The organism is Priestia sp. 10L35, assembly GCF_056395685.1.
Window position 1 is genome coordinate 1 of the sequence record NZ_JBFTKA010000007.1, and the last position, 15,652, is coordinate 15,652.

Sequence of the window (15,652 nt, forward strand, 5' to 3'; positions counted from 1 at the left end):
CCAAAAGAATGCATTCTTCTCTGCATTATCTTTCCCCTATTGAATACGAAAAAGCCTATTCATCATAGTATCTTAACTTAGTGTCCAATAAATATTGACAAGTCCACCTCCAATTATTAGTTTTTGTCTAACAATTGGGGTGCAGTTCACAACTCCAAGGTAGTTTTTTCTGTTTTTATGTTGTATAGAATATACAAAGTTAGTTACCATAATCACTCTTACAGGAACAAAAAAGCTCTTTAAATAAACAAGAATATTTTTTCTAATGTAAAAATGTATAGTTTTTATTTGTTAAATGAATGCAGGGTAGTGATTGAAGGAAAATAACTATATATAAGAGAATGTATTGCAAGGGAAAGAAAATAGATTTATGACATTCTCAAGAAGGCACCTTTACATAATTTTGATTTTTTTTGTGAATAGATTGGGTTTCTATGTGAACGTCATTTTCCTTTTCAAATCATTTAAATGCCTTTTATTTCTCCGTCATTAATCGAATAACTCGCATGGATGGAGGAGCTTAATGAATGGGATACTGAACAATATTTATCCATGGAAAGCTGGATGGCACGAATGACCTTCTCTTCAGGAAGATCTCCTTCTAATGCATAATGAATATGGATTTCTGTAAACTTTTTCGGATGGTCGTCTGCTCGCTGCCCTTGCACATCTATGTAGAATTTAGTAGGATTCAACCGCATTTTTGTCAAAATAGAGATAATATCAATTCCCGTGCAGCCCGCAACCGCATTAAGGAGTAATTCAGTCGGTCTTGCCCCACTATTCGTTCCTCCTACTTCTTCGGCAGCATCCATTTTGATTTCATGCCCGGATGGTGTTGTAGTCGAAAATGCCATTTTTCCTATCCAATCTATTTTTGTCTTCATTGGTTGAACCCCCTCATTTTTCTAAATAAATATTAATATGTAGTCATTTGTAATTTTAGTCCAATTCACCTAATAACCTCCCCAATTTGCTTTGACTTTAAACTCTTTGTTCATAAAAAGAAAAAAACAGACCGATAAAAGTCTGTTCAGCTTGTCAAGAAAGAGTAAAATGTATAAAGAAAAAGAGCATAATACTAGAGCATATTCGGTGCACCCCGGCACTATATTGACAGACCTATCCAGACACATGTCTGCCGAAGAAATCAGTGCATCTGGTGCTGTCAAGATCGATGGGGAAATGATATACGCAGAATTAACTGACGAACGCAAAACACCACAAGAAGGTGCCGCTACAATCGTTTGGAGCGCTGTTAGTAGCCAGTTAGATGGGATTAAGGCGGGGTATACTGTCAAAACATTGACATCGCGCCTCTAGTGCCACCAGATGGCGGCAAACCGGGTACTCCGGGCGTCTGTCCATGGGCAGCAGACAAAGAGGAGGCTAAAAGGCTCTAGACATTGAGCGAACAGCTTACTGGCGTGTCGTTTTTATAATCAAAACATTAGAATTAGCGAGAATAAAGCGAAGCAGATAACGAACCATTTTAACACTTTGATTAACAGATCATTTTTCATAAAAATTACCCGTCAGGTATTTTGCTCGGTGGGTGATTTTTTATATCAATTCCTTCCTCATTTTATCTAAGCGACATATGTATACTCTATACAACTTAAAAAGAGAAAAACCACGGGCGTATATAAGTGGCTTTTCTCTTTTGAGATTCTATTTTATTTTGATACTCATATCAGTATCTTGAGTAATTTGCTCAGGTTTCCATCTAGTCATACTTTTAAAACTAGAGATAAAATACAAATTTACTCTTAAGTAGGTATGTTTTATAAGTCAGTGCTTCTTTAAATAGAGACTTCTAAAAATGGTGGTAGTCTTTTTCTTACGGAACTAACGTCTCAGTTGAATGGAAGAATGTTAAAGTGAGAATAATGACACTATAATCTTGCTAGTAATTTTATCTCTATTATATATTCAGGGAGGAAAGTTCATTGCTTCATGAACCCACTATATTATTATGAATACATGGGAAGAAAAAAAGAAAATAAACCGTAAAAAATTAACAGTTAAAAATATTGTCAAAAGAGCTTTTTTCATTACTATTGGTTCACTTATTATGGCTTACGGGTTAGAGACTATCTTAATTCCAAATCAAATTATTGATGGTGGCGTAACGGGCTTGTCCATGATATTAAGTCATATAACACCCATCAACCTTAGTATCTTTCTAATAATTTTAAACTTACCTTTCTTTTTCCTGGGATATAAGCAAATTGGACGTATCTTTGCTTTTAGTATGTTATATGGAATAGTCGCTCTTTCTATAGCTACTTCTTTCATGCATGATGTTGACTCTATTGTACATGATAAGTTGCTGGCGGTTGTTTTTGGAGGTTTGGCATTAGGATTCGGTGTCGGTTTGACAATTAAAAATGGTGGCGTTTTAGATGGTATAGAAACATTAGCGATTTTAATTGAGAAGAGGGCACCATTTTCTGTTGGGGAGATCATCATGTTTGTTAATGTAATTATCTTCTCAATTGCAGTCTTTGTGTTCGGATTAGAAAATGCTTTATTTTCTATGCTTACTTATTATATTGCCTTTAAGACCATTGACGTTGTAGAAAAAGGTTTGGAAGGTATGAAATCCGTGTATATCATAAGTGATAATAATACTGAGATTGCGGAGGCTATTACAGAGCAATTAGGTCGGGGAGTAACTTATTTACATGGAGAGGGTTCTTATTGTGGCATAGATAGGCTATTATATATCATTAAGTAAAAAACTACCCTTTGCCAAAATAGATTGTTTGGCAGGGTAACTTTTCAATTATAGAAATAGTGAGTGCAAATGTTATACGTTTTTCTTTATTAAACGAGTGGTCTTATGACTCTGAACGTTTGGATACGCAATTCCACCTAGAATGATGATCACACCGATCCATTGAAGGAAGGTGACGGTTTCGTGTAGAACAAGTGTAGACATAATTACGGCCGTTGGTAACTCTGATGCACTTAGAATGGTCCCTAAGCTTCCACCTACTTTAGGCATGCCAATATTAAATAAAATAGGTGGAACAAGTGAACCGAAGAATCCAGTAAGAAGACCATACATGAATAGTCCATCTGTAAGCGCACTGTTTATAAGAAATACTGGTGGTAATGAAATAAATATAAGCAATGACGCTCCGGTTGTCATAATAGCGCTTTTATAAATAGGATGCACAGATATATTTGTGTTCCCACTTATAAAAATAAAGAAAGCAAAGGAGCAAGCAGCAAGTATACCCCAACTGATTCCAGCAAAAGAAAAAATGATGCCAGTTTGCAAAAATCCAGAAGCAAGGACAGAACCGAGAAGAATAATTATCGTTGAGATGAAGCTTTTTCGACTGGGTGCTTCTTTAGTAAATACATATTGCAAAACCATACTTATCCATGTGAATTGCAGTAGAAGAATGATGGCAAATGATGCATTAATATAACCAAGCGCTTGATTATAAAAAATACCTGTTAGCCCCATCGGTATGCCTCCTATGGCCAAAGTAACCCACTGTTTACATTTCAAACGGTCTTTTGGAACAAAGATTGCAATAGCCCACAACATGATAGCACCAAAAAAATATTGACTTCCTGTTACTTCACTTAGTCTAAATCCCTCACTATACCCTAATTTAACAAACGTTGATACCACTCCATAAGAACAACCACCCAGAAAAACAAGTAAAGCATAGTTTAAAATTTTCATTATTAAATCCTCCATACAACACAATAAAGCCACCCATCTCAAATATGAGATGGGTGGCGAAAAGTAAAATAATAAATTCAAACGAAAAATCCACCTGCTGTAAACAGACTTTTACAGCTTTTAGTTATTTTAATAATTTATATTATAGAATTCCCACCCTTAAGTATCAAGCTGAAATTTAGAGAAGACGCTGGAAGAACTATAATTTCCAGGAATTTATATTATGGTAACTACCTCTGTATATCACATGCATTCAATATTAGATAATAAAACTTTTTTTATATATAGTAAGTATATAAAGTTAATTATGTTTAGAATGTAGAAGGGGTGCTTAAGGTGAAAATTAGAAAAGCAAACATAAACGATATAAGGGTGATATCAAAGATTTATGTTGATACGTGGAAGACAACTTATAATGGTTTAGTTCCAGACAACTTTCTAAACGAACTATCGTATGAAGAAGCTAAAAATAAATGGATGAAATTTTTTAGTGATTCACTACATAAATCATTTATTTACATTGCTAGTAATGACTCTGAAGAAATTATTGGATTTGCAGCAGCTCAAATTAATAATGACAAGGAATTTAAAGGAGAATTATACGCACTTTACCTGTTACCTGCTGCTCAAGGACTAGGTACTGGAAGAAGTCTAATTTCAACTGTTGCTGAACATTTTATGAATGAAGGTATTTCTTCTATGATGGTATGGGTGATGAAAAATAACAAATCTGGACGTGGATTTTATAAATGTTTGGGAGGTAAGTATTATACTCACCGAGAGAGCCAATTTGGAGAGTGCATAGTAGAAGATGAAGCATATGGATGGAAAGATATTTCCATTCTATCGCTCAGTAATAGAAGTAAATAATTATGAAACAACAAGCATTGTTATTGCCGTAAATACCGTATGTATCCCCATACGTACCGTTTGCATTTAATCCTAACCACCTTTTTCCTAATGGGTTGCGATCGCCCCCAGGAATATGTCATGTATAGTAAGGGCGGTTTTTAATTTTGTTTACCACTTTAAAGAAGCCAACAGATGTTTTATCCCATGTTTTTCCCATTGCTACTGAATCAAACATTTCAATATAGCCATTGTGAAAATAGGCAAGCTTGTTGTAGTACTTGTTAATAATATCAAATCTTGATTCGTAGGCTTACTTGCTGCTTCTGTTTTCACCTGATTCACTCCACATAATGCGACCATTAATAAGGTAAGAACGGTCATTGATTTCATAAAAGATTTCATAAAAATGTTCTTCATAAAAACTCTCCTCTTTTTTATATTTTTATAAGAAACAAAAAAGCACCTTTCAATTAGAAAGATGCTTTCTCGTCACCATTATTTATAAATAAAAACCTAGTTAATCGATTATTTTTTAAGTGAGGCTTTTCTTCTATTATGATTTATAGTTATTTAAGCTTGAAAATAGTCCGTTTAGTTCTAACGATTGTAGGAGAAAATGTGTTAAAATATTCCGAAAAAGGAGTGGTGAACCATGGAAAAAGTAGTAAAAGCGATTCAAGACGAATATCCGGATGATTTTGCATGGTGTTACGGCTGCGGCCGATTAAATCAAGAAGGCTATCATTTTCGGACAGGATGGCTAGGAGAAAAAACCATTACCCTTTATACACCTAAGCCTGAACATACAGCTATACCAGGATTTGTTTATGGCGGACTTCTTGCCTCACTGATTGATTGCCATGGAACAGGCTCTGCATCTCTTGCTCTATACCGTAAAAATGGCTACGAAATAGGAGATTCAGCAGAGCCGCCGCGGTTTGTTACCGGTTCTCTCCACGTGGATTTTAAAAAACCAACGCCGCAGGGTGAAGTACTAAAAGCAATAGGAACGGTTGAAGAAATTCACCCGAAGAAATGGAGAGTTAAAACAGAAGTATACGCAAGCGACATCATTGTTGCGACCGGAGAAGTTGTGGCAGTTGTTATGCCAAGTACGTTTAAACGAAAAGAAGACTAAAAAATGAAAAACAGTTACATAAAAAGGGAGGAAAAGGTATGGGTAAATGTAATTTAGACCACTCGGTAGAAGATGTACAGCAGAAGTTTAACGCGCAGTCACAATGGCTGCCAGAAGATATTCGCTCGTTATTTCATGAGTTTCTCGTAGGAAATCCTTCGCAAACAATATTAAACGAGATGTTTCATTTGCTGAAGAAATATGATTTGGTTGATGAACAAGAAAGAAAAGAGCGAGATCGAAAAATCAAATGGCTGATATTAAATAAAGAAGATACGAACAACTAATATACATGAGCTGAACAGCTTGTGATACGGCAGCTGATTTCCCTACAAGACTTCGCTTTCCGCAGGCGGCAGGAGTCTTCGTCTTGCCCTATCAACAAGTAGAAGCAACTACATACATTAAACCTGCGTTTACAACCACAATGAAAACATCCGAACGAGTTGGATTCTCCATCAAGAATCTCGCTTCATCGTTCGGATCTTTCTTCAAATAAAATGCTTTTACCCCAGCCTCTTTTTAACGAGATTAAAAGTAATCACCACCACTTAAACCCGTCGTCTTCTAACAAATGATTTGAAGCTGCTGGGCCCATCGTACCCGCAGGATAAAAATGAAGAGGAAAGCGTTCATTATTAAAAACTTCTAAAATAGGTTGCACCCATTTCCAAGATAATTCAACCTCTTCCCAATGAGCAAAAAATGTGGAGTCTCCCTGTAAAGCATCAGATAACAGCAGTTCATAAGCCTCGGGTACTTCTTTTTGATTTGTTGAGAAATTGATAAAAATAGGTTCGATTTTATTGTCATTCAAAGGATTTTTGCTGTTTAATTGCAGTGAGATACCTTCATTTGGGCTGATTTCGACAACCAAAAGGTTAGGAATAACTTCTTCATCTTTATAAACATCTTTTAAAGGATGTTTAAATTCAATGACGATACGGGTGCATTTTTTACTCATTCGTTTTCCTGTGCGAAGATAGAAGGGCACTCCTTTCCAAAGCTCATGATCAATCCATACCCGGACTGCTATAAATGTGTCATTAACGGAAGCTGCATTGATGCCGGGCTCATCTTTATATCCTATAACGGAACGATTTTGGATTTTTCCTTTTTCGTATTGACCTCTTATGACGTTCGAATGAATAAACTCTTTTTGTAGAGGACGAAGGCTTTTCATAATTTTTATCTTTTGTTGGCGAGTTTTTGCGATGTTAAGTGTCTTTGGCAGCTGCATGGCAGTCATCATCAGCATTTGAAGCATATGGTTTTGGAACATATCCCTAATTGCACCGGACTGATCATAGTAAGGCGCTCTTTCTTCTACACCAACTGTTTCACTAGCTGTAATTTGGACATTTGCAACGTAGTGATGATTCCATAGTGCTTGTAAAATAGGGTTTGCAGATGCTAGAGCCTCCAAATTTTGAATCATTGGTTTTCCTAGATAGTGGTCGATACGATAAATCTCTTCTTCATTGAACGTTTCAGTAAGCTTTTGATTTAAGACTTGAGCAGATTGTAAATCGTGTCCGAAAGGCTTTTCGATAATAAGACGTTTCCAGCCTTTTGTAGATCCCAATCCGCCGCTATTTATATTTGAAGCAATAACGTCTACAAATTCAGGAGCCACTGATAAATAGAAAAGACGATTTTCAGGAATATTTAATTCTGCTTCGCCTTCTTGAATAGCCTGCAGCAACTGGTCATATCCATCACTATTGGTAACATCCATTTTATGATAGCCAACTGTCTTAAGAAATTCTTTTATCTTGGATTCACCTTGGCTAAAGCGCCTTGAAAAAGTCTTTACTGATTCTTCTACATATATTTGAAAGGCATCATTAGACCAGTTGCTTCTACCCGTACCAACAATAGAAAAGGAAGAAGGCAGTTTTTTATCTAAAAATAAATTATATAACGCAGGAAAAATTTTTCTTTTAGCTAAATCTCCTGTTGCTCCAAATAAGATAAAGGTCATGGAATCCACTTCTAACGCTTGTGGTGAATGAGACTTGAGACAATTATCACGTGAACGAGCTACACTGCCCAATTGATCTCCTCCTTTATTTTAACGGTCTATTACAGTGAATATAGTCTTTTACCGTCTTTACAGATTACAGTATAGCAGGTACAATTTTCCTTTATAAGTAGACACTTTATTTTCATATAGTGTCTAAAACTATACTATTACGCATAAAAAGGGAGGAAAAAGGATTGAGCAGACTTTTTAGCAAAACGTTTAACTGTGAAAAGGAATTAACGTTAACGATTATTGGAGGCAAGTGGAAAATGCTGATTATGTGGCACCTAGGAAAAGAAGGGACGAAACGATTTGGGGAGTTAAAGTCCATGATGCCGGGAATTACTCAGCGAATGTTAGTAAGTCAGCTGCGAGAATTGGAAGAAGATCAAATCGTTCACCGAAAAGTCTATCCGGTTGTCCCTCCAAAAGTTGAATATTCCTTGACTGAACACGGGAGAAGCTTGATGCCCATCCTTGAGACCATGGATGAGTGGGGAAAAAATTATATGGAAACCGTTATAGAGCCTGAAATGAATAATTCCAGCCATATGGGTTAAAATCTTTTGGTGAGAAGGATAAATCCACTCTTATTATTCGGAATTTTCTAAAATAAATACAAATGATACGCTGCATTGAAGCGTCCATAGTATATTTTTAGTGACTATATGTTTTAAAAGTGCCTACTTTTTTTTTGAAAGTAACGGTTTTACAATGAATTCATGCTAGACAACCCCATTTAATGAAGGAGTGAAGTAAGTATGGAACTTCAATTAGCATTGGATCTTGTAAATATTTCAGAGGCAAAAGAAGTAGTGCAGGAGGTTCAAGAGTATATCGATATTGTAGAAATTGGAACTCCAGTTGTAATTAACGAAGGGCTAAAAGCAGTCAAAGAAATCAAGGAAGCCTTTCCGTCTTTAAAGGTATTAGCTGATTTAAAAATTATGGATGCAGGTGCTTACGAAGTAATGAAAGCTTCTGAAGCGGGTGCTAGTATTATTACGATTCTTGGCGCTACTGATGATTCGACTATAAAAGGCGCTGTAGAAGAGGCCAAAAAACAAGGAACACAAATTCTTGTTGATATGATTAATGTAAAAAACCTTGAGCAACGTGCAAAAGAAGTCGATGCACTCGGTGTTGACTATATTTGTGTACACACAGGGTATGATCTTCAAGCTGAAGGAGAAACCCCGTTCGAGCAGCTTCAAACGATTAAACGAGTTGTGAAACATGCAAAAACAGCGGTGGCAGGAGGTATTAAACTGAATACACTTCCTGAAGTCGTGCAGTCACAGCCGGATCTTGTGATTGTAGGCGGGGGGATTACAAGTGAAAAAGACAAAAGAAACGTTGCAGAAGAAATGAAAAAAGTAGTCAAACAAGCAACTTTGGTCTAAAAAGAAGCAAAAGTATTTAAGCCTTCAAAATTAATTAATCGGTAAATGGTTGAAAAAGAAGATAGCTAAGTTATTTTAGCTATCTTCTTTCCGTCATTTTTGGTATAACCATTCATTGATAAGTGTCATTTTGACAGATAGATAGTTTCTTTAAAATTCGTTATTCGAAAGAAAAAGACGGCAGTTTTTCTGGTATTTTAAAGTTAAGAAAGCGTTATCCGAACATTAGCGGAAGAAAGTCTGAAAAAATCTATGTCACACTTTATGACAAAACACTTTGAAAATTATGAATATTAAAAATATAATTAACTATCGACAATATTTAACATCTTCAAACCAAAAAAGGAGGGAGATATAAAGTGATGGAACATAAGAGGATAGTAGTGATAGGAGCTGGAATTGTCGGGTGCAGCATTGCCTATTATTTAAGTAAAATGGGGCAACGAAACATAACAGTGATTGAGCAAGGCCCTTTGTTCGAAACGGGAGGATCTACTTCTCACGCTCCGGGGCTTGTATTTCAGCTTAGCTTTTCAAAAATCCTGACAACACTAGCTTCTCAAACAGTCGAGACCTTTAAAGAGTTGAGTACAGATGAACAGCGCTCGTTTTATCCTGTCGGCAGTTTAGAAGTTGCCCGTACACCAGAGCGATTAGAAGACCTAAAGAGAAAGGCTGGTGTTGCCAGCTCATGGGGAATCGAAGCTTTTCTTCTTTCACCGCAGGAATGCGCGGAAAAAAATTCGCTAATTTGTCCTGAGCGTATTTGCGGAGGTCTCTATGTTCCGTCAGACGGTATTGCCAAACCTTTGCATGCCGTTGATAAAATGACTCGTTTTTCTAAAGAGTGCGGAGTAGAATTTTACGGTCATACAGAAGTGAAGAATATCGAAGTGACAAATGGTCAAGTAAAAGCAGTGTACACGAGCGCTGGAAAATTTGAAGCAGATGTAATCGTGTGCTGTGCCGGATTTTGGGGACCTCGCATCGGAGAAATGGTTGGTGTAACGATTCCTCTTCAGCCGATGGCTCATCAATATGTGTTTACAAATGATTTACTTGAATTAAACGGAGAAACGGAAGAAGCCGCGACTCCTCTTATTCGAGATCAGGATAATGCAATTTATTTTCGTCAGGTAGAGAAAGGGCTTGGGATTGGATCATATCAGCATAAGCCATTTCCAGTCGAACTCAGTGACATTACAAAATACGGAGAAACAAAAGAAATGCCTTCTGTTAAACCTTTTACACCAAAAGATTTTGAAAAACCGTGGGAAGATGCAATGGAATTAATTCCGGCTTTAAAACGAGCAGGAATAAAAAAAGGAATGAACGGCATTTTTTCCTTCACACCTGATGGGATGCCGCTGCTTGGCGAATCCCAAGCAGTAGGGGGATTTTGGGTAGCCGAAGCCATATGGGTAACGCACTCTGCAGGTGTCGCTAGGCAAATGGCTGAATGGCTGATGAATGGTGCACCGACTGTGGATTTGGAGCTATGCGATATCAATCGTTTCGATACGTATGCATGCAGCCCTGTTTATTACAAACAGCGGTCTATTGAAGAATATGAAGAGGTTTATAGCATTCATCATCCATTTATGCAGCGAAAAGTATCGCGAAACATGCGCGTAAGTCCATTTTATATGCGTCAGCAAGAACTAAAAGCGTATTTTAACGAAAAAGCAGGGTGGGAGCAGCCGCAGTGGTATGAAGCTAACTATCCGCTTATATCCACATATGAAAAGAAGATGGTAATAAGAAAGGGGTGGTCCGCTGAATATTGGTCACCGATTATCGAGGCTGAACAGTTGCATACTCGTCAGTACGCAGCGATTTACGATACAACGGCAGCAAAGAAAAGGTTGGAAATTAAAGGGGAAGGAGCTCTCCAGTTTTTACAGAAGCTAACGACAGGAAATATAGACATTACAGTAGGTCAAAGCATACGTACGTGTATGTTGCATGAGCGAGGCGGCATAAAAGATCAAATAACGGTTATTCGCAAAAATATATCCACTTTCTTGATTGTTTGTACGGGAGCTGTAGAAGCAAGCTGGATTCAAAAACACGTGCCTCAAAACGGTCAAGTTGTTTTTCAAGATGTAACGTCAGGGACATGCAGTATAGCATTAATTGGTCCTAAAGCTACAGGAGTAATGAAGTCCATGGTTCAAAGTTCAGAACTTAGCAGCGCTTGGATTCAAGGGCAAGCGAAAACCCTGTTTATTGAAAATAGTTCAGTTCTTGCTCTGCGTGATTCCTACGGGGGAATGGAGAGCTGGGAGTTGATTATTACTTCTGATCAAGGCCTGAATTTATGGGATTTATTAATTGAACAAGGACAGCCTTATCAGCTGATTGCCGCGGGAGACCGTGCTCTTGAAAATCTTCGAATTGAATCTTTTTCGTTAAAAAGCGGGAAAGACTTTTGGAGCGAGCATCATCCATATGAAGTCAACCTTCATAAAATGGTTGATTTAACAAAACCATTTTTTATTGGAAAAGAGGCATTGCTTGATCGTCAGCGAAAAGATTCTGAAACAGTATTAGCGACGCTCATATTAGATGATCCTTCAGCGCTAGTAATGGGATATGAACCGGTCTTTTATGGAGAAACAGCCCTCGGATTTGTGACAAGTGCTGGCTATTCATACAGCTTAGGAAAAGGAATTGTACACACTTTATTATCTCGAGCTGTACATGAAGAAATGGTTTTAGAAGTCGAATACTTTGGTCAGCGTTATAAAGCAACAATGATGACACACTCCCCAGCGGTAGTTTAATTGATCAATCGAAAGACAGGAGGAATGCAGATGTCAACACATTATGATGTCATTATTATCGGATTAGGAGCTATGGGGAGTACGGCTGCTTATCAGCTCGCCAAAAAAGGTCAGCGGGTATTGGGGTTAGAACAATACGGTCCCGCTCATGACCTAGGATCGAGTCACGGCGGTTCTAGAATCATTCGACAGTCGTATTTTGAAGACCCTGCTTACGTTCCATTATTGCTTCGCGCCTACGAATTATGGAATGAAATTGAAAGAGAAAGCGGTCAAGAAATTCTTACGGTTACCGGTGGACTTATGATGGGACCTCCTGATAGCTTGACGGTTTCTGGAAGCATCGAAAGCTCTAAACAGTGGAATCTTGCGTATGAGATTCTAGAAGCAAAGGATATTTACAAACGGTTTCCGGCGTTTACACCTTCACCTGCTACGGTTGCTCTATATGAAGAAAAAGCTGGATTCGTTAGGCCGGAAGCGAGCGTATATACTCACCTTCTTCAAGCAGAAAAATACGGAGCTGAGCTTCATTTTTTTGAGGAAGTGGTGTCGTGGGAAGCTCATCCTTCTGGTGAAGGCGTGCGCGTTGTAACAGCTAATGGAATATATGAAGCTGGAAAAATCATTATTTCTGCAGGCGCTTGGGCACCCGATTTATTACGGGATTTAGGTGTTAGCTTACAAGTAGAGCGTCATGTGCAAATGTTTTTTGAACCAACACAAGGAATAGATGTTTTTTCAGTGGGAAAACAGCCGATTTATATTTGGGAAGCAGATGATTATGTACAGTTGTATGGTTTCCCTTCTTTTGGATTAAAGGCTGAAGGAGCAAAAGTGGCGTTTTTTCGAAAAGGAACAGCGTGTACGCCGGAAACGATTGATCGAAATATATATGAAGACGAAGTGAACATGATGCGGCACTATCTATCTCAAGGTATTCCACAGCTTAACGGTCGATTTTTACAAGGGAAAACGTGCATGTATACCAATACACCAGATGAGCATTTTGTCATTTCACTGCATCCTGAATATCCTCAAGTAGCGATTGCAGCTGGATTTTCTGGACATGGTTTTAAGTTTGCAAGCGTAGTAGGAGAGATTTTAGCAGATTTAGTGATAGAGGGAAAAACCAATCACCCAATTGATTTGTTTACTCCGCAGCGATTTGCGGCGAATAAAATAGTATAAATCGTCGTCAGCTCTTGCGAATGGTTCTATTTAAATGTTTCTAAAGAAGCGAAGGAGGAATAGTAGATGGTTATGGAACATGGTTTAGTGAATGATAATGGGAGACTTGAGCCCACGTTGAAAGGAGAGCTGTATACATCTTCGGACATTTTTAAGTTAGAAAAAGATCATATATTTTCTAGATCATGGAGTTTAGTTGCATTTGAATACGAAATAGCAGAGCCAGGACAATATATTACGACGAGAGTTGAAGGCGAAAATATTTTAATTACTAGGGGAAAAGATCACGTGCTGCGTGGATTCTTGAACGTATGTCGGCATCGAGGAGCTAAGCTGTGCAGCCAAGCATCCGGTAAAGCAGGTGTTATTCGCTGTCCATATCATTCGTGGAGTTATAGCTTAGATGGTGATTTAGTAGGTGTTCCTAACACAAGCCACTGTCGAGAAGAACTCGTGCATAATGAAAATTACGGACTAACATCCGTTCACATTGAAGTGTGGCACGGTATGGTTTGGGTTAATTTATCTGACAATCCTATGTCTGTTGAATATCAGCTAGACGCACAAATTTTTGATCGTTTTGGAGAACTTTATACGTTTGCTAGATATGAAATTCAAAACTTGAAATCCGCTCATCGTGAAGAATATGAAGTCGAGGCAAACTGGAAGCTTATTGTAGAAAACTTTCAAGAGTGCTATCACTGTTCCTCTATTCATCCTGAACTTACGGCCACGCTGCCTGAATTTCGTTCGGGAGTGGGCACTCAAAGTTCCGTGGGAGGCGGAGCTAAGTTTGGGAATGAATTAGAAGCTTTTTCAATCAGCGGGAAAGGAAGCCGTCCTATGCTAAAAGGATTGCTTCCGGAAGATGACCGCACGTATTTTGGCATTACCGTTCTGCCGCTTGTATTTATCAATTTAACACCGGATCACGTTATTATTCATCGTATTATTCCAATTAGTGCGGAAAAGTCTAAAGTGATTTGTGAATGGTTATTCGACCCGGAAGAAATGGCTAAGTCTGATTTTGACCCAAAAGATGCCGTGGAATTATTTCACCGCGTTAATTTACAAGACTTTGAAGCGTGTGAGTGGTGTCAAGAAAATATGAGCTCAAAATCTTATAAAGAAGGAGGTATTTTAGTACCTATCGAACAGCACGTTTCTCATTTTTACAATTATGTATTGGAAGCAATCGGTATGAAGGTCGAATAGTAAGTGGAGGTGGTCTGACACGTTACCTTGAGGTATCAGACCACCTCTAACAATCTACTTTAAAATAAGGGGGAAATAAATTGAGTACAAGCTCTAAACTAACAGAACCCATTATCCGCGTTACCGATGTTTCAAAAGTATTTGGTCGCCAAAAAGAACAGGCTCTTAAGCTACGAGAAGCTGGAGAAAGTAAATATGAAGTCGAACAAGCTACTAAGACCACCGTTGCTATTTACAATGCTCATTTCGAAGTGAAAAAGGGAGAAACCTTTGTGTTAATTGGATTATCAGGAAGCGGGAAATCTACTTTACTTCGATGCTTGAACGGGCTTGTAGAACCGACAGAAGGGACGGTATATCTAGAAAACAAAGATATTTCTCATATGCCAAAAAGACAACTTCAGGAAGTCCGGAGAAATAAAATTGGGATGGTCTTTCAAAATGTGGGCCTCCTTCCAAACCGCACCGTGATTGACAACATTACGTTCGGTCTAGAGATACAAGGTGTATCAGCAAACGAAAGAGAAAAGCGAGGGAAAAAGGCCCTTGAAATGGTGGGCTTAAATGGACAAGCTTATAAAAGAATTTATGAACTATCAGGAGGTATGCAGCAGCGGGTTGGACTAGCGAGAGCTCTTGCTTCTGAACAGGAGATTTTGCTGATGGATGAGCCTTTTTCAGCTTTAGATCCTCTTATTCGAAGAGATATGCAAAAGTTATTTCTTGATATTCAGGGAGAAGTACAAAAAACAGTTATTTTTGTGACGCATGATTTAGATGAAGCATTAACTTTAGGCCACCGGGCTGCCGTGATGAAAGACGGGGAAATTGTACAGCTTGGAACCGCTGAAGATATTTTAAGTCAACCGGCAACCGGTTATGTAAAGCTGCTTGTTCAAGACGTTAATTACGGCAAAATTCGCCTTGCTAAAGACGCGGTGGTTCCGGTAGAAACGGCTGCCTATGAGTATGAATCACCGCAAGTCGTATTAAGAAGAATGAGAACCAATCATTTATCTACTATTTTTGTTCTTGATAGTGCTGACCGCTTATTGGGCTTAATGAGCATTTATACGGTGATGGAGCTGATAGAAGCTCATAAGCATGATTTAAAAGGAAAAGAAATGACACAGCCGCATTGTGTTAATCCCGGTATGTCTTTACAAGAAATGATTCCTTTATTTACAGACAGTCATTCGCCTGTAGTCATTGTTGATAATCATCATCGCCTACAAGGTATGATTTCCCCAAGCACTCTTATTGCAAATCTCACTGAACGTACTGCAGTGACCGAGCAACAAGAAGTTAAGTCATATCAAATGGAGGTCCGATAAA

The 15,652-nt window shown here is 38.1% G+C and carries 14 protein-coding genes; 10 read left to right on the forward strand and 4 right to left on the reverse strand.

The genetic code is table 11. From position 1 onward, the window contains the following. Positions 1-464 precede the first annotated feature (464 nt). A complete protein-coding gene (locus tag AC1DEF_RS22210; protein ID WP_097823885.1) occupies positions 465-887 on the reverse strand; it encodes an OsmC family protein in 423 nt (140 codons plus the stop codon). 1,088 nt (positions 888-1,975) lie between these two features. On the opposite strand from AC1DEF_RS22210, the gene AC1DEF_RS22215 reads away from it, so the two are divergent. Next, positions 1,976-2,740 carry a YitT family protein gene (locus tag AC1DEF_RS22215; RefSeq protein WP_477727543.1) on the forward strand — a complete coding sequence of 255 codons (765 nt, stop codon included), beginning with the start codon at positions 1,976-1,978 and terminating at the stop codon, positions 2,738-2,740. A 72-nt stretch (positions 2,741-2,812) separates the two neighbouring features. Here the strand turns inward: AC1DEF_RS22215 and AC1DEF_RS22220 are convergent, their stop codons facing one another. After that, positions 2,813-3,706, reverse strand: a complete 894-nt coding sequence (locus tag AC1DEF_RS22220) for an EamA family transporter (RefSeq protein ID WP_318331410.1) — start codon at positions 3,704-3,706, stop codon at positions 2,813-2,815. Between the two features lie 336 nt (positions 3,707-4,042). On the opposite strand from AC1DEF_RS22220, the gene AC1DEF_RS22225 reads away from it, so the two are divergent. Next, positions 4,043-4,576: a GNAT family N-acetyltransferase gene (locus AC1DEF_RS22225; protein WP_427076672.1), complete on the forward strand. Its 534-nt coding sequence runs from the start codon at positions 4,043-4,045 to the stop codon at positions 4,574-4,576. Positions 4,577-4,777: 201 nt separating this feature from the next. Here AC1DEF_RS22225 and AC1DEF_RS22230 read toward each other — a convergent pair whose 3' ends face one another. After that, a complete protein-coding gene (locus tag AC1DEF_RS22230; RefSeq protein ID WP_290368870.1) occupies positions 4,778-4,975 on the reverse strand; it encodes a hypothetical protein in 198 nt (65 codons plus the stop codon). A gap of 235 nt (positions 4,976-5,210) precedes the next feature. On the opposite strand from AC1DEF_RS22230, the gene AC1DEF_RS22235 reads away from it, so the two are divergent. Further along, on the forward strand, positions 5,211-5,696 hold the full coding sequence (locus AC1DEF_RS22235; protein ID WP_097823881.1) for a PaaI family thioesterase: 486 nt from the start codon (positions 5,211-5,213) through the stop codon (positions 5,694-5,696). 38 nt (positions 5,697-5,734) lie between these two features. Then, positions 5,735-5,983, forward strand: coding sequence for a hypothetical protein (locus tag AC1DEF_RS22240; RefSeq protein ID WP_427076673.1), 249 nt, complete (start codon positions 5,735-5,737; stop codon positions 5,981-5,983). A 254-nt stretch (positions 5,984-6,237) separates the two neighbouring features. Here AC1DEF_RS22240 and zwf read toward each other — a convergent pair whose 3' ends face one another. Beyond that, positions 6,238-7,752, reverse strand: a complete 1,515-nt coding sequence (zwf, locus tag AC1DEF_RS22245) for a glucose-6-phosphate dehydrogenase (RefSeq protein ID WP_477727544.1) — start codon at positions 7,750-7,752, stop codon at positions 6,238-6,240. A 164-nt stretch (positions 7,753-7,916) separates the two neighbouring features. On the opposite strand from zwf, the gene hxlR reads away from it, so the two are divergent. From hxlR to AC1DEF_RS22275, 6 genes are all read left to right on the forward strand, one after another. Beyond that, entirely contained in the window at positions 7,917-8,282 is a 366-nt protein-coding gene (hxlR, locus tag AC1DEF_RS22250; protein WP_258357896.1) for a transcriptional activator HxlR, read from the forward strand. Between the two features lie 201 nt (positions 8,283-8,483). After that, entirely contained in the window at positions 8,484-9,125 is a 642-nt protein-coding gene (gene hxlA / locus AC1DEF_RS22255; RefSeq protein WP_034653267.1) for a 3-hexulose-6-phosphate synthase, read from the forward strand. Positions 9,126-9,487: 362 nt separating this feature from the next. Then, positions 9,488-11,911, forward strand: coding sequence for a GcvT family protein (locus tag AC1DEF_RS22260; protein ID WP_427076801.1), 2,424 nt, complete (start codon positions 9,488-9,490; stop codon positions 11,909-11,911). A gap of 30 nt (positions 11,912-11,941) precedes the next feature. Further along, positions 11,942-13,102 (forward strand): N-methyl-L-tryptophan oxidase, encoded by a 1,161-nt coding sequence (gene solA, locus AC1DEF_RS22265; protein ID WP_230184287.1) that lies wholly within the window; start codon positions 11,942-11,944, stop codon positions 13,100-13,102. A gap of 66 nt (positions 13,103-13,168) precedes the next feature. Continuing rightward, complete coding sequence (locus AC1DEF_RS22270) at positions 13,169-14,317, forward strand: aromatic ring-hydroxylating oxygenase subunit alpha (protein ID WP_427076675.1); 1,149 nt, start codon at positions 13,169-13,171, stop codon at positions 14,315-14,317. An 80-nt stretch (positions 14,318-14,397) separates the two neighbouring features. Then, positions 14,398-15,651 (forward strand): quaternary amine ABC transporter ATP-binding protein, encoded by a 1,254-nt coding sequence (locus AC1DEF_RS22275; protein WP_427076676.1) that lies wholly within the window; start codon positions 14,398-14,400, stop codon positions 15,649-15,651. Position 15,652 lies beyond the last annotated feature (1 nt).

Bases quoted from the DNA above. Each gene is read 5' to 3' on its own strand.
- AC1DEF_RS22215 (WP_477727543.1), top strand. From the start codon at position 1,976: ATGAATACATGGGAAGAAAAAAAGAAAATAAACCGTAAAAAATTAACA.
- hxlA (WP_034653267.1), top strand. From the start codon at position 8,484: ATGGAACTTCAATTAGCATTGGATCTTGTAAATATTTCAGAGGCAAAA.
- AC1DEF_RS22260 (WP_427076801.1), top strand. From the start codon at position 9,488: ATGGAACATAAGAGGATAGTAGTGATAGGAGCTGGAATTGTCGGGTGC.
- AC1DEF_RS22235 (WP_097823881.1), top strand. From the start codon at position 5,211: ATGGAAAAAGTAGTAAAAGCGATTCAAGACGAATATCCGGATGATTTT.
- AC1DEF_RS22240 (WP_427076673.1), top strand. From the start codon at position 5,735: ATGGGTAAATGTAATTTAGACCACTCGGTAGAAGATGTACAGCAGAAG.
- AC1DEF_RS22210 (WP_097823885.1), bottom strand. From the start codon at position 887: ATGAAGACAAAAATAGATTGGATAGGAAAAATGGCATTTTCGACTACA.
- AC1DEF_RS22220 (WP_318331410.1), bottom strand. From the start codon at position 3,706: ATGAAAATTTTAAACTATGCTTTACTTGTTTTTCTGGGTGGTTGTTCT.
- solA (WP_230184287.1), top strand. From the start codon at position 11,942: ATGTCAACACATTATGATGTCATTATTATCGGATTAGGAGCTATGGGG.
- AC1DEF_RS22270 (WP_427076675.1), top strand. From the start codon at position 13,169: ATGGTTATGGAACATGGTTTAGTGAATGATAATGGGAGACTTGAGCCC.
- AC1DEF_RS22230 (WP_290368870.1), bottom strand. From the start codon at position 4,975: ATGAAGAACATTTTTATGAAATCTTTTATGAAATCAATGACCGTTCTT.